Below are 13,602 nucleotides of genomic sequence, written 5' to 3' on the forward strand. Positions count from 1 at the left end.
CGTGCCCGGCGGGCATGACGAACGGCAGTAGGCGATCTCCGGCGGGCGCCGGATCTCGCGGGTGGATGGGTGTGGTCTAGGTGCCGCTGAGCGCGGGAACCGAGTCGAGCGTCTGCTCGAGATCCTCGGGGGTGTTGAGCCCGTAGCGGGGGACATCGCGCATCATCCGCTTGGCGAGCCCGACGAGCGCACCGGACGGCGGGAGCTCGACGAAGGTGTCGACGCCGCGCTTGAGCATCGTCTGGGTGCACAGGTCCCAGCGGACGGGGCTGGTGATCTGCGAGATCACGCGATCGAGCGCCTCACGGCCGGAGGTGACGGCCATGCCGTCCGCGTTCGACAGCAACGTCAGCTCGGGATCGCTCACCCGGATCGAGGCGGCGAGCTCGCCGACCCCGTCGACCGCCGAGGCCATGAACTGGGTGTGGAACGCGCCGGCGACCTCGAGTCGACGCAGCCGCGCACGGCTCGGCGGGTTCTGTTCCAGGGCGTCGCACGCCTCCAGTGGCCCGGCGGCGACGATCTGGCCCGCCCCGTTGCGGTTGGCGGGCGTCAGACCGGCGTTCTCGAGCGCGAGCAGCACATCGGCCTCGACGCCGCCGAGCACGGCGATCATCCCGGTGGGGCGATCAGCGCACGCCCGGGACATGGCATGGCCCCGAACGGAGGCGAGCCGCAGGGCGTCGGACTCGGAGATGACCCCGGCGATCGCGAGCGCCGCGACCTCGCCGATCGAGTGTCCCGCCACGATAGTGTCGGCGGGGATCTGACCGCGACGACGGAGCTCGGCCGCGCCGAGCAGCGCGGAGGCCACGACCAGTGGCTGGGTCACCGCGGTGTCGGTGATGTCCTGAAGGGTCGCAGTGGTTCCCAGCCGCTCGAGGTCGAGTCCGCTGGCGGCGGTCCACTCATCGATACGGCTTTGGGCGCCGGGTAGCTCGAGCCAGGGGGCGAGCATCCCGGCCTTCTGGGACCCTTGTCCGGGGGCAGTAAGGCAAAGCACGGGTATCAGACAACACGTCCGGGGTCGGTTCCACTGATGTTCTGCAAGCCAGAAACGGAAACGAGATTTTGTGGAGTTCCCACAAAACGCGAGTTGGCTGCCAGCCCATCTGTCGGAGAGTCCGTTTCGTTACACATTGGGACGAGAGTGATTATTTAGCCCTCCTGAGATCCGCGCTCGTCGAACTTCCCCAGAACCAAGGCGATTCGGAGGACAAAAGCATCCCTGGCGTTAAGGGGGTCGAAGGCAGTGATCTGGCTCACTCTTTTCAAGCGGTAGCGCACGGTATTGGGATGGACATACAACTCCCGGGCGCACTTCTCGACGTGTCCGCCGGAGTCGAGATAGGCCCGCAGGGTGTCCTCGACCGAGGAATCCGCACCGCGGAGCGGTGCGACGACGCGCTCGACGAGCATGGAGGCCGCGCTGCGATCTCCGCCGAGGACACGCTCGGGGAGGAGGTCCATCGCGGCCACGGGCCGGGGTGCACCCGGCCATCCGCTCACGGCCGCTGCGCCGGACAGTGCTTCGGCTGCGCTGTCCGGCGCCTCCACGAGCGACCCCACCGTGTGCCCGTGGACGACGGGGGCCTCGGGGGAGAAGGCGTCGAGAACCGCCGGGGGGATGGTTACGGTCGACTCGATCTCTCCGGAGAGGATGACGACGAGCCGCGCCCCCTGCACCACCGCCAGGGCGTGGCGGCCGGAAGCGACGGCCGCCCGATGCACCGCGGTGACCGAGGCCAGGCCGAGGTCGTCACGGGGGGAACCGATGATCACGGTGGCGGCCGTGGTCGGATCCCAGTTGAGGGCGGAGGCCCCCGAGGTGAGATCGGCGTAGCGGTCACCACGGACGACCGCGTCGACGATCATCGCCTCCATGCGGGTGTCCCACGCGCCGCGGTTCTCAGCCGCGGCCGCGTACACGGAGGCCGCGGTGAATCCCAGTTCGCGACCGAACTTGAGGACGGCGGCGATCATGAGTCCGCGTTGCCGTTCGTTGTGGGTGATTCGGGGCATCACCAGCTCGAAGTACTCGAGGGTGGAACGGACCAGCTGCACGGTCTGCTGCAGGGTCAGTCCCTGCCCGAGTCCCTTGGGAAGCAGCTTGAATCCCGCGATGGTGTCCGTGTGTTGCGCCTGCGGGTTGCGCATCCAGGTCACGAAGTCTCGCACCGCACTCTGGATGATGAGCTGGATCTCCGCGCGTTGATCGGCTGACAGTTCCGCGAAGAACGGCAGTTCCACCTCGAGGGCGCGGACGGCCTCGGTCGACAACGTCCCCGAGTACCGGGTGATGCGCTTGAGGAGCGCGTCCGACACAGGCCGTTGATCCGGCGGCGTGGCGGACCGCCGCCGGATCGACTGCTTCTCCTGTGCCCCGGGCTCGGGGTCGGTCGTATCGGTCACGCCACTCCGGGGTCCGTCGTCGGCTCCGGAGCCGCCATCACGTCGTCGATCTGATATTGGCGGGCCGCCTCCAGCAGGGTGCGCTTCTCGATGCTGCCCTCGCGGACCAGGCCCGCGAGCACGGCCACGATGATCGACTCGGTGTCGGTGTTGAAGAACCGACGGGCGGCGGGCCGGGTGTCGGAGAAGCCGAAACCGTCGCAGCCCAGCACGGTGAAGTCGCCGGGCACCCAGGCGCGGATCTGGTCCGGCACAGCCTTCTGGAAGTCGGTCACCGCGACCTTCGGGCCCTTCGCGTCGGCCAGCGCGGCCGTCACGAACGGGACGCGCGGCTGCTGATCGGGGTGACGCAGCTCGTGCCGCTCGCACTCGAAGCCGTCCCTGGCGAGCTCGTTCCAGGATGTCGCCGACCACAGGTCCGCTGCGACGTCCCACGTCTCGGCGAGGATCTTCTGCGCCTCGACGGCCGCGTACATGGCCACACCCGAGGCGAGGATCGAGGCCTTGTGGGTCCCGCTCTCGGCCTTGCGGAACCGGTAGAGGCCGCGGAGCAGCGCGTCGGCGTCCAGGTCCTCGGGCTCGGCCGGCTGGGGGACGGGCTCGTTGTACAGCGTGATGTAGTACGAGACGTTGCGGTCGATCCCGTCGGTCTCGGTCTCATGCGAGGCCCCGGGGCCGTACATCCGCTCGATGCCGGCGCGGATGATGTGCGCGACCTCGTAGCCCCACGCCGGGTCGTAGGAGATGATCCCCGGGTTGGTGGCGGCCAGGAGCGGGGAGTGGCCGTCCATGTGCTGCAGACCCTCGCCGGTGAGCGTCGTGCGGCCGGCGGTGGCGCCCAACAGGAAACCCCGGGCCAGCTGGTCGGAGGCGGCCCAGATGCCGTCGCCGGTGCGCTGGAAGCCGAACATCGAATAGAAGATGTACAGCGGGATCATCGGCTCGCCGTGGGTGGCGTACGCGGTGCCGGCGGCGGTGAACTCCGCCACCGAACCGGCCTCGCTGATCCCCTCATGCATGATCTGGCCGTCCTTGGCCTCCTTGTAGCTGAGCATGAGGTCGTGGTCGACCGAGGTGTAGTTCTGCCCGTGCGGGTTGTAGATCTTCAGCGTCGGGAACCAGGAGTCCATCCCGAAGGTCCGGGCCTCGTCGGGGATGATCGGCACGAAGCGGTCCTTCAGGTCCTCGTCGCGCATGAGTTCCTTGACCGTGCGCACCAGCGCCATCGTGGTGGCCACGGACTGCTTACCCGAGCCCTTGCGGAGCGAGGGCAGGGAGTCGATTCCCGGGACGGACAGCGGGGTGAACGTCTGCCGGCGCTCCGGGACGTGGCCGCCGAGCGCTGACCGCCGCTCGAGCATGTAGCGGATCTCGGGGGAGTTCGGGCCCGGGTTGTAGTACGGGGGCTGCGTCGGATCCGCCTCGAGTTCCTCATCGGTGATGGGGATCCGCTGGGTGTCGCGGAACAGCTTCAGGTCGTCCAGGGTCAGTTTCTTCATCTGGTGGGTCGCGTTGCGGCCCTCGAAGTTCTGGCCGAGGCCGAAACCCTTGATGGTGTGCGCGAGGATCACCGTCGGCTGTCCGGTGTGCTCCAGGGCGGCCTTGTACGCGGCGTGGATCTTGCGGTAGTCGTGGCCGCCGCGGCGGAGATCCCAGATCTCGTCGTCGGTCATGTCCTCGACGAGTTTCGCGGTGCGGGGGTCCCGGCCGAAGAAGTGCTCGCGGATCCAGGCGCCGTCATTGGCGCGGAACGTCTGGTAGTCGCCGTCCGAGACGGAGTTCATCAGGGATACCAGTGCACCCTCGGTGTCCTTCTCGAACAGCTTGTCCCACTCGCGGCCCCAGACGACCTTGATGACGTTCCAGCCCGCACCGCTGAAGTACGACTCCAGTTCCTGGAGGATCTGGCCGTTTCCGCGCACCGGCCCGTCGAGTCGCTGGAGGTTGCAGTTGATCACGAACGTGAGGTTGTCCAGGCCGTCGTTCGCCGCGACCTGGAGGGCGCCCCGCGACTCGACCTCGTCCATCTCGCCGTCGCCGAGGAACGCCCAGACGTGCTGCTCAGAGGTGTCCGCGATCCCGCGGTTGTGCAGGTACCGGTTGAACCGCGCCTGGAAGATCGCGTTGAGCGGACCCAGTCCCATCGAGACCGTGGGGAACTCCCAGAACTCGGGGAGGCAGCGGGGGTGCGGGTAAGAGGGCAGCGACCGTCCGGGGTGGCTCTTCTCCTGTCGGAACCCGTCCAGGTCGTGCTCACGCAGCCGGCCCTCGAGGTAGGCGCGTGCGTACATGCCGGGAGAGGCGTGGCCCTGGAAGTAGATGTGGTCGCCACCGCCGGGGTGGTCCTTGCCGCGGAAGAAATGGTTGTAACCCACCTCGTACAGCGGGGCGGCGCCGGCGTAGGTCGAGATGTGGCCGCCGACCCCGATGCCCGGGCGCTGGGCGCGGTGCACCATGATCGCGGCGTTCCAGCGGATCCAGCGGCGGTAGGTGCGCTCCACGGACTCGTCACCGGGGAAGTTCGGTTCGAGACTGGTGGGGATCGTGTTGACATAGTCGGTCGAGGTGAGCGCGGGAAGCGGCACACGCTGCTTCGACGCGCGCTCGAGCAGACGGAGCATCAGGTAGCGGGCACGCTCGGGGCCGGCCTCGGCCAGGAGACCGTCGAGCGAGTCCATCCACTCCTGGGTCTCCTCCGGGTCGGAGTCATTGAGGTACGAGGCGACCCCCTCGCGGAGGACCGGCACATTGGTGGGTGCGGAACCGTCCTTGGAGCCTGCTCTGGGCGTCATATCTCTCGTCCTCACTTCTGCGATTCAAACCGTGATGGCCAGGTGGGGCCATCACCCATGTCGTGGTGCAGCTTCCGGGCCGCCGCGTGTGCCGCGGGTGTGGGCGGGAGGGCGGCGGGCCCGGTATGGACCGTTAGTCGGGCCACGATCCCGATTGTGCCCCAAAGCGTGACGGGCGACACGTGGGCGGTGCCGGACCCGTTAAATCGGCGGTAGTCGTTTCGCCTGCGCCCGTGCGCGGGTACTGTTCCTAGTCAGCGAAGAACCGAAACATCAACCCGGATTAGAGGGAGGAACACCACGGTGGTCGCCGCGGCGAACCAGCAGGGCGAAGCGGACCAGGTTTCTGGTCAGCTCGAACTGGCGGAGGGCATGCTCGTTCAGGAGGTCGGATGGGATTCCGATTGTGACGAGTCGATCAGCGAGGCTGTCGAGGACGCCGTCGGATCAGAGTTGCTGGAGGAAGACACCGATGAGGTGGTCGACGCTGTGCTGCTCTGGTGGCGCGACGGTGACGGCGACCTCGTCGATCGGCTGATGGATGCGGTGACTCCTCTGACGGACGACGGATCCGTGTGGGTCCTCACCCCCAAGACGGGGCTGGACGGGCATGTCGAGCCGGCGGTCATCGCGGAATCGGCGCAGACCGCGGGGATGCTGCAGACCCGGACGGCCGCCCTCGGCGACTGGGCCGGTAGCCGACTCACTCTCCGGAAGAACAGCGCTCCCCGGAAGTAGTCCTTCCCGGGTCGGTAACGCGTTCTCGCCCGGGCCGAATGTGAGCGCCGCCCCCGGCGAACCGGGGGCGGGGCGGCAGTCGGTCCGCGAGGCGAGTGCGTTAGTCTCACCTGCACCGGTGCGCTCGACGCACCGGATCACGCGCGCGTAGCTCAGCGGTTAGAGCTCTGGTTTTACACACCAGCGGTCGGGGGTTCGATTCCCTCCGCGCGCACCACGGAAGATGCAGTCCGTGCGTCCCCTCGTGAGCGGAGGTAGCGCGCATGAATGCCCGGCGACGCCCACTGGGACCGAATGTCGACCAGCTCGTCGGACCGCAGGGGGGTCGTTACCCCGACGGGAACCCGCTGCAGATCCGGGCGGGCGAGAGTGTAATCCTGCTCGACTCGGCCACCCATCTGGACCCCACCGCGGCCGACCTGCTGCTGCTCAGCCACTTCCACGAGGATCATGTCGTGGGCGCCGGTCGCCGCACGGGCCCGGTCGTGGTCCACGAGAAGGACGCAGGCCCAGTCAGGGACTGGGAGGCGTTCGTCGACGAGATGGGGTTCGCCCGGGGTGCCTGGGAGGCGGAGATGCGGGACGCCTTCGACTGGGCCCCGATCCCTGACGTCTCGACCTACACCGATGACGAGGTCTTCGACCTCGGTGGTGGGGTGACGGCGACGGTGATCCCCATGCCCGGCCACACGGCGGGGCACTGTGGCTTTCTCATCGAGCCCGACGGGGTTCTCTTCCTCGCGGACGTCGACCTGTCCGCGTTCGGCCCCCTCTACAGCGATCGAAGTGCGAGCCTGGGCGACATGCGTCGCACCGTGGCGATCTGTGCGCAGGTTGAGGCCCGTTGCTACGCGACGTTCCACCACAAGGGTCCGTTCTCCGACCGAGCCGAGTACCGGGACGCGCTCGCGAAATACGCGTCGATGATGGATGTCCGTGAAGCCCGGGTAGTCGAGTTGCTCGGGGCGGGGAGGTCGCGGGCCGACGAGATGGTGGGCGAGGGTGTCCTCTACCGGCCCGGCCCCCGGCCGTTGTTCGCCGACCACATGGAGCGGGAGGTGTGCGTCAAACACCTCGAAGACCTGGTCTCCCGCGGTCTCGCCGTCGACGAGGGTGGCGACTTCCGGCTCGCCTGAGCGGGGATCATGTGGTGACCCCGAGTCGGATCCCGGTCAGGACGAGGGTCCCAGCAGCACCACGTTGCCCGAGACCTCCTGGGCCGGCCCGGGGAGCGGGAGCAGGTAGGGAAGACGATCGGTGTTCTCGTACGGTCCCTCCCGGCGGCTGCCTCCCCACGCCCACAGGCCGCCGTCGTCGTCGATCCCGTACGAGGCGGAGTCAGCGGCGAATATCCGCGTGAGCGGGGGCAGACCGGGGACCTCGCGCGGGGTGGCTATCGCGGTGTTCTCGGTGTTCCCGTCGCCGAGGACACCTGACACCGTGCGCCCCCAGGCCCAGACCCGGCCTTCCCTATCCAGGGCCAGCGCATAATTGATGCCGCCGGCCACGTGTGACACACCCTCGAGGTCGCCCACCCGCACCGGCCTCGCGGTTTCACCGCCTCGCGGCTCTACGCCGAGCAGACCGTTCTGGTTGTTGCCCCACGCGCACACCTCGCCGGCGCCGGTGGCGATCACGGCGACGTCCCCGGGGTTGGCGATGCTGACCGCTCCGGAGACGTCCTTGATGTCGCGGACGCGGGTTCCGTTCGGTTCCCCCAGACTCCGGACCAGATTGGTGCCCCACCCGGTGACGCGTCCGTCGGCGCGCAGCGCGAGGACGTTGAGACTGCCGTCGGCGATGTGGACGATGTCCTCGACCTTGCCGACCCGGGTGGGCGCCATGCCGTCGAGCTCGTCATCGCGTTGTCCGCCGTCGGCGATCAGGGGATCACCCCATCCCGTCACCGTGCCGTCGCGGTGCGTGACGAGGAAGCTCGAACCCACGGCGGCCACCGAGACCGCGTCGGAGATCCCGGGCACGACCCGCGGGGCGAGGGTTTCGCCGGCGCCGCCGCCGGTGCCGGCGAGCGATCCCTGGTAGTCGACGCCGACGACCGAGACCGTGCCGTCCGTGTGCACGGCCGCAAGGGTGGTGCGCCCGTCGGCGACGGAGACGACCTGCTCCCAGCCCCGGACGGGTCCGACGGGAAGTGAGCTGCGCACGGCGGGTGCCATCAGGATCGCCTGCCCGGGCTCGTGCCGGTCCGGGGTGGGGGCGGCCGAGGAGTCCGAGCACTGATCCGCGGTCGTGACGGCACGGTCGGCGGCGGTGCACGACGTCAGTCCGGCCAGGGCCATGCCGAGCGAGGTCGCGGCGCCCAGGGCGCGCAACAGTCGAGTCATATCAGCGATCTCACCGCATGGACGGCGACGGCGGGGGAGTTCAGGTGAATCGCGCGGCCGGATATCAGGAGCGTAGGCGGTCCGCGCGTCGGTGCGCCCGGCGCTTCTCCGCGTCGTCGCGCTGGCCGTAGCGGGCCCGCATCGCCCGCTCCCGGGCTATCGCCACGTTGGTGGTCGGATCGGCGCCGGCCTCGTCAGCGCCGGCCCCGTCAGCGCCGGAGCCGGGGGTACCGGTCCCGGCACGCGCGCGGGTGGGGGTGTCGCCGGTGACTGTGTCGTCGTCGGAATCATCGCGGGGTTCGCCACCACCGGCGTCTCGCGCCTCGACGTCGGACACCGCGGCCTCCTCGGCGTCGCGACGCCGGGCCTTGACCTCGGACCACGCGAAGTAGCCGAGCGCCGCGGGCGCGAGGATGCCGAAGGCGAGCCACTGCAGGCCGTACGAGAGGTAGGGGCCGGCCTCGATCGACGGAATCGGCGCCGGGTTGAGCGCGCCGGGCTGGCCGCCGGACAACTGCAGGTAGCCGACGGTCTCCACCGGCTGGCCGAGGGTCTCACCGAGGACCACGGGGTCGACGATCCGGACCGCGGGGAGCCCGTCCACGGTCACCGGCTCGGCCTGCCCGTCCTCCGCGGCGCGCAGCCGGGCGGTGATCTCCAGGTTCCCGCCGGGGGCGGCCTCGTATTCCGGCACGGTGTTGTTCTCGCCGACCGGGATGTAGCCGCGGTTGACCAGGAACTCCCGGCCGTCATCGGCGGCGAACGCGGTGAGGACCTGGTAGACGGGCTCGCCGTCGACCGAGCGCAGCCGCAGCAGCGCCTCCGCCTCCGGTTGCCACCGCCCGGCGACGGTGACCAGACGCCACTCGCGCTCGGCGTAGTCCCCGGGGCTCGAGACCACCTCGGCCAACGGCGCCGGTGCCGCCTCCACGGACTCGGCGAGCCGCGCGTTGCGCGCGTCGAGGTCGCCGCTCTTGCCGAGCTGCCACGGGGCGAGGATCGCGAAGCACGCCCAGGCGAACACGATCACGGCCAACACACCCAGAACCCAGCCGGGGGTCAGGAAACGCCGCAGATTCCGCATGCCTCCAGGGTATCCGTCGGACCGGCGGGGCTACCCGAGCAGGCCACGCACCTCGCTGACGAGGCCGGGCAGCGCGGCCGCGATCTGGAGGCGGGTGCGGGTGAAACCGCTGTGGTCGCCGTAGTAGGGGTCGGCGACGTCGGTGCCGTCGGCGCTCGGATCGTACGAGCGCAGCAGACGGATCCGCTCGGCGGCCACGTCCTCGGCGAGCAGGTGGTCGCGGTGGCCGCTGTCGAGTGCCACCACCAGGTCGGCGTCGTGATCAGCGCCGGAGAGCTTGGCCGCGGCATGCACGCTGCCGAACCCGTGCGCCTCGAGCTCGGCGGCCGCCCGCGGGTCCATGCCGTCACCGACGTGCCACCCGCCGGTCCCCACACTCGACACGACCACCTGGTCGCCGATCCCGGCGTCGGCGAACGCCTGCCGCGCCATGGACTCGGCCATGGGGGAGCGGCAGATGTTGCCGGTGCACACGAACACCACTCGCACGCGATCACTGCTCACGGATGATCGCCTCCAGGTCGGCCGTGTCGATCGCGGACCACCGCGCGTCGTTCCACTCCTCAGGCCGCCCGTAGCCCCACCGCACCAGCGCGGTGTCGATGCCGTACAGGGCCGCGCCCTCGACGTCGTGCTCCCGGTCGCCGATCATCAGCGCGCCCCGGGTCCCGCCGTCGGCAGCGGGCACGGCCGCGACCCCGAGCGCATCGAGGGAATGAGCGATCACGTCGGCCTTGGCCAGCCTGCCCACGGACAGGTCGGCGCCGCCGATGAACTCGAACGGCGCGGCCAGGTCGAAGTGGGCGAGGATCCGCCGCGCGGCGTCCTGGTCCTTGCTGGTCGCCACGGCCATCCGGTAGCCGTCCACGGCGAGTCGGTTCAGGAGGGTGTCCATGCCGGTGAACACGGCGTTCTCCTGCCAGCCCACCTCGTCGTAGCGCTCGCGGTAGGCGGCCAGCGCGCGGTCCAGGTCGGCGCCGGCCAGACCGAGTGAGGCGAGGGTCTCCGTCATGGGCGGCCCGGCGATGGAGCGGATGTCGCGCGAGGAGTCCCAGCGGCCGCCCACGGCATCGAGGGCGTGCTGGAGGGAGCGGGAGATGCCGTCGAGGGAGTCGGTGATGGTGCCGTCGAGGTCGACGAGCAGGATCGGTCGGTCGGACATGCCGCCATCCTCCCAGAGATCGCCGGCGCGGGGCCGGGCCGGCCGGGGGAGCGGGTGGCGTGGGTGAGTGGCCCGGGGGACGGGGAGAAGCGACGACGGCAACATCGCCCCCACCCCCTCATACTTCACCGGTGCCGCGGACAGTCGCGGGGGCGGCGGGGCACGATGGTGGGCGGTGTCGTCCGCGTGCGGCGGACGCGGGACGGATAGGGGAATCACAGTGACCACCGGATCTGCAGCAACCGAGCCGGCGACCCCCGGGGCCCCGACCCTCGGCGAGGTCATAGCGATTCTCGAGGAGGCCTACCCGCCCCGACTCGCCGAGTCGTGGGATCGGGTCGGGCTGGTGGCGGGGGATCGCTCGGCGCCGGTGAGGCGGGTCGTGGTGGCCGTGGACGCCACGGACGAGGTCGTCGATCACGCGCTCGCCGAGGACGCCGACCTGCTGCTGGTCCATCACCCGCCGCTGATGAAGGGTGTGCACTCGGTCGCCGCCGATACCCCCAAGGGGCGGTTGCTGCACCGGCTCATCGCAGGTGGGTGCGCCCTGTTCTCGGCGCACACCAACGCCGACTCGGCCCGGCCGGGTGTCAACGACGCCCTCGCCGAGGTGCTGGGGCTGACCCCCGGCCGGCCGCTGGCACCGAGCGGTGACGGAACGGTCGACCGGTGGGTCGTGACGGTGCCCGAGGGCGACGTCGACACGCTGATGCAGTCGGTGTTCGCCGCCGGGGCGGGGCGGATGAGTGGTTACACGGAGTGTTCCTTCTCGGTTGCCGGGACGGGGCGGTTCCGACCCGGCGACGGCACCGATCCCACGATCGGCGCGGTGGGTGAGGCCGAGGAGGTGGCCGAGCTTCGGGTGGAGTTCGTCGCCCCGCCGGAGCTGCGGTCGGTGGTGCGACGGGCCGTCATCGATGGCCACCCGTACGAGGTTCCTGCCATGGACGTGCTGGTCAACCGTGCCGGACCCGCGCCGAGCGCAGAGGACGCCGGCCTCGGTCGGGTGTGCGAGTTGGACGCTTCCATGACGCTGGCGGAGTTCACCCGGCTGGTGGCGGGCAGGCTGCCGTCCACCTCGTGGGGGGTCCGCGCGGCCGGTGACCCGGAGGCACGGATCCGCCGCGTGGCACTGTGTGGCGGGTCCGGCGACTCGCTGCTGGGTCTGGCCCGGTCGGTCGGTGCGGACGTGTATCTGACCGGCGACCTGCGGCACCACGTGGTCGACGAGCACCTCCGCGAGGGCGGGCCGATGCTCGTCGACGCCGCCCACTGGGCGCTCGAGTTCCCGTGGTGCGCCCAGGCCGCCGCGCTGCTCGAGGAGCGGGCCGGGGTCGTGGCGACGGTGTGTGACCGACGTACCGACCCGTGGACGGTCTCCGCGGGGGGAGACGGCGGCGGGCGGCGGTAGTCTTGGGCCCCATGAAGGCCGATCCCCACCTCCAGCGTCGACTCGTCGACCTCGCCGACCTCGACCTGCGACTGGCCGGGCTCACGCACCGGCGCGATGCGCTGCCGGAGCAGGCGGCTCTCGATGATCTTCAGGCGCAGCGGCGGGCGGGAGTGGAGTCGGCGGCGCGCGCCGGGATCCACGTCGAGGATCTCGACCGGGCGATCGCCAAGCTGCGCTCGGACCTCGACGCTGTTCGTAAGCGCCGCGCCAACGACTCGAAGATGCTTGCTGCCGGCGGCATCTCCGAACGACAGAGCACGGAACTCGAGTACGAGCTCCGGTCGCTGGCCCGCCGCGAGGCGACTCTGCAGGAGGAGCTGGCCGAGCTCGGCGAACGCCATGAGGCGGTCGAGGCCGATGTACGGCATTCCGGAGCAGTAGTCACCGACCTGGATGCGCAGATCGGTATGGCCATCACCGTCCGCGACACCGCTCTGGCCGAGCTCGAGGACTCCGTCACCGCGACGATCGCGGAGCGGGCGCGCGAGGCCGAGGACGTGCCCGCCGACCTGCTGGAGCTTTACAGCCGTAGTGCGGATTCCGCAGGCGTTGGCGCCGCGATCCTCAACGGCAACCGCTGCTCGGCGTGTGCCATGGACCTGGACCGCAGCACGATCTCGGCGTTCCGCTCCGCCGCGGCCGACGAGGTCCTGAACTGTCCCGAGTGCGGCGTGATCGTGGTCCGCACCGCGAACTCGTGAGCGGCGGCCCGGGCTGGACCGGGGCCGTCGGCAGGCCCACCCACATCCTGCTCGCGCGGCACGGTCAGACGCCGCTGTCGGTGGACCGACGCTACTCCGGTCAGGGCGACCCGGAACTCACCGAGCTCGGCGTCGCCCAGGCCGAGCGCACCGCCGCACGCCTGGCGGCGCAGCCGCACCTGGCGGCCGTGGTGTCCTCGCCGCTGCGCCGATGCCTGGCCACGGCCGAGCGCACGGCCCAGGCGGCAGGTGTCCCGCTGCTCGTCGACGACGACCTGATCGAAACCGATTTCGGTGCCTGGGAGGGGCTGACCTTCCGCGAGGCCGCCGAACAGGACCCCGACGTGCACTCGCAGTGGCTCGGCGACACCACCGTCGCGCCCCCGGGCGGGGAGAGCTTCGCCGTTGTCCGCGAACGTGTCGAGCGGGGGCTGCGCCGGATCGTCGACGAGCGCCCCGGTGGGGTCGTCGCGGTGGTCAGCCACGTCACGCCCATCAAGCTCGCGATCCGGGCGGGGCTGAACGCCGGCGACGATCTGCTGTTCCGGCTGCATCTGGACCTGGCGTCCGTCTCGGACGTGCGCTTCTACTCTGACGGGCCGACCTCGGTCCACCTGGTCAACGACACCTCGCATCTCGACTGAAGGTCCAGAGCCGCGAGAGTTTAGACTGTCTGGCGAACGAGCCGGCCGGACGGCCGCGGGACGGGGACCATCGCCGGTCGGCGACAGGCCCGCCTCCCGAGGAAAGTCCGGACTCCACAGAGCAGGGCGGTTGCTAACGGCAACCCGGGGTGACCCGCGGGATCAGTGCCACAGAAAACAGACCGCCGCGCCGTTGGTGCGGTAAGGGTGAAACGGTGCGGTAAGAGCGCACCAGCACCCCGGGTGACCGGGGTGGCTAGGTAAACCCCGC

At 70.2% G+C, this 13,602-nt stretch carries 11 protein-coding genes, 1 tRNA gene, 1 other RNA gene and 1 pseudogene; 7 read left to right on the plus strand and 7 right to left on the minus strand.

Annotated features, from left to right (window positions below):
• Positions 1–76 precede the first annotated feature (76 nt).
• From ACWIE7_RS13100 to aceE, 3 genes are all read right to left on the minus strand, one after another.
• Entirely contained in the window at positions 77–1,003 is a 927-nt protein-coding gene (locus tag ACWIE7_RS13100; RefSeq protein WP_454057114.1) for an ACP S-malonyltransferase, read from the minus strand.
• 155 nt (positions 1,004–1,158) lie between these two features.
• A complete protein-coding gene (locus tag ACWIE7_RS13105) occupies positions 1,159–2,412 on the minus strand; it encodes a PucR family transcriptional regulator (RefSeq protein ID WP_454057113.1) in 1,254 nt (417 codons plus the stop codon).
• Positions 2,409–5,204: a pyruvate dehydrogenase (acetyl-transferring), homodimeric type gene (gene aceE, locus ACWIE7_RS13110; protein WP_454057112.1), complete on the minus strand. Its 2,796-nt coding sequence runs from the start codon at positions 5,202–5,204 to the stop codon at positions 2,409–2,411. Before aceE ends, ACWIE7_RS13105 begins: the two co-directional genes overlap by 4 nt.
• Positions 5,205–5,507: 303 nt before the next feature.
• On the opposite strand from aceE, the gene ACWIE7_RS13115 reads away from it, so the two are divergent.
• The 3 genes from ACWIE7_RS13115 to ACWIE7_RS13125 all read left to right on the plus strand — a co-directional run bounded on the left by ACWIE7_RS13115 (position 5,508) and on the right by ACWIE7_RS13125 (position 7,078).
• The gene (locus ACWIE7_RS13115; protein WP_452099426.1) at positions 5,508–5,942 is read left to right on the plus strand and encodes a DUF3052 domain-containing protein; all 435 of its coding nucleotides are present in this window, start codon (positions 5,508–5,510) and stop codon (positions 5,940–5,942) included.
• Positions 5,943–6,083: 141 nt separating this feature from the next.
• Positions 6,084–6,159 (plus strand) — tRNA-Val (locus ACWIE7_RS13120).
• Between the two features lie 46 nt (positions 6,160–6,205).
• The gene (locus tag ACWIE7_RS13125; protein WP_454069441.1) at positions 6,206–7,078 is read left to right on the plus strand and encodes an MBL fold metallo-hydrolase; all 873 of its coding nucleotides are present in this window, start codon (positions 6,206–6,208) and stop codon (positions 7,076–7,078) included.
• A gap of 36 nt (positions 7,079–7,114) precedes the next feature.
• Here the strand turns inward: ACWIE7_RS13125 and ACWIE7_RS13130 are convergent, their stop codons facing one another.
• The 4 genes from ACWIE7_RS13130 to ACWIE7_RS13145 all read right to left on the minus strand — a co-directional run bounded on the left by ACWIE7_RS13130 (position 7,115) and on the right by ACWIE7_RS13145 (position 10,533).
• On the minus strand, positions 7,115–8,287 hold the full coding sequence (locus ACWIE7_RS13130; RefSeq protein WP_454057110.1) for an RCC1 domain-containing protein: 1,173 nt from the start codon (positions 8,285–8,287) through the stop codon (positions 7,115–7,117).
• 64 nt (positions 8,288–8,351) lie between these two features.
• Positions 8,352–9,371, minus strand: coding sequence for an SURF1 family cytochrome oxidase biogenesis protein (locus ACWIE7_RS13135; RefSeq protein WP_452099429.1), 1,020 nt, complete (start codon positions 9,369–9,371; stop codon positions 8,352–8,354).
• Between the two features lie 30 nt (positions 9,372–9,401).
• Complete coding sequence (locus ACWIE7_RS13140) at positions 9,402–9,875, minus strand: low molecular weight protein-tyrosine-phosphatase (RefSeq protein ID WP_452099430.1); 474 nt, start codon at positions 9,873–9,875, stop codon at positions 9,402–9,404.
• Positions 9,865–10,533 carry an HAD hydrolase-like protein gene (locus ACWIE7_RS13145; RefSeq protein WP_452099431.1) on the minus strand — a complete coding sequence of 223 codons (669 nt, stop codon included), beginning with the start codon at positions 10,531–10,533 and terminating at the stop codon, positions 9,865–9,867. Before ACWIE7_RS13145 ends, ACWIE7_RS13140 begins: the two co-directional genes overlap by 11 nt.
• Before the next feature lie 220 nt (positions 10,534–10,753).
• Between ACWIE7_RS13145 and ACWIE7_RS13150 the strand changes: the two genes are divergently transcribed.
• The 4 genes and pseudogenes from ACWIE7_RS13150 to rnpB form a co-directional block, all read left to right on the plus strand.
• The gene (locus tag ACWIE7_RS13150) at positions 10,754–11,944 is read left to right on the plus strand and encodes a Nif3-like dinuclear metal center hexameric protein (RefSeq protein ID WP_454069442.1); all 1,191 of its coding nucleotides are present in this window, start codon (positions 10,754–10,756) and stop codon (positions 11,942–11,944) included.
• Positions 11,945–11,955: 11 nt separating this feature from the next.
• Entirely contained in the window at positions 11,956–12,687 is a 732-nt protein-coding gene (locus tag ACWIE7_RS13155; protein WP_452099433.1) for a zinc ribbon domain-containing protein, read from the plus strand.
• 8 nt (positions 12,688–12,695) lie between these two features.
• Positions 12,696–13,331 (plus strand): annotated as a pseudogene (locus ACWIE7_RS13160) (histidine phosphatase family protein); the annotation flags it as partial.
• 37 nt (positions 13,332–13,368) lie between these two features.
• Positions 13,369–13,602: RNase P RNA component class A (rnpB, locus tag ACWIE7_RS13165), an RNA gene on the plus strand; the annotation flags it as partial.

It is taken from the genome of Dietzia sp. NPDC055343 (assembly GCF_053645265.1).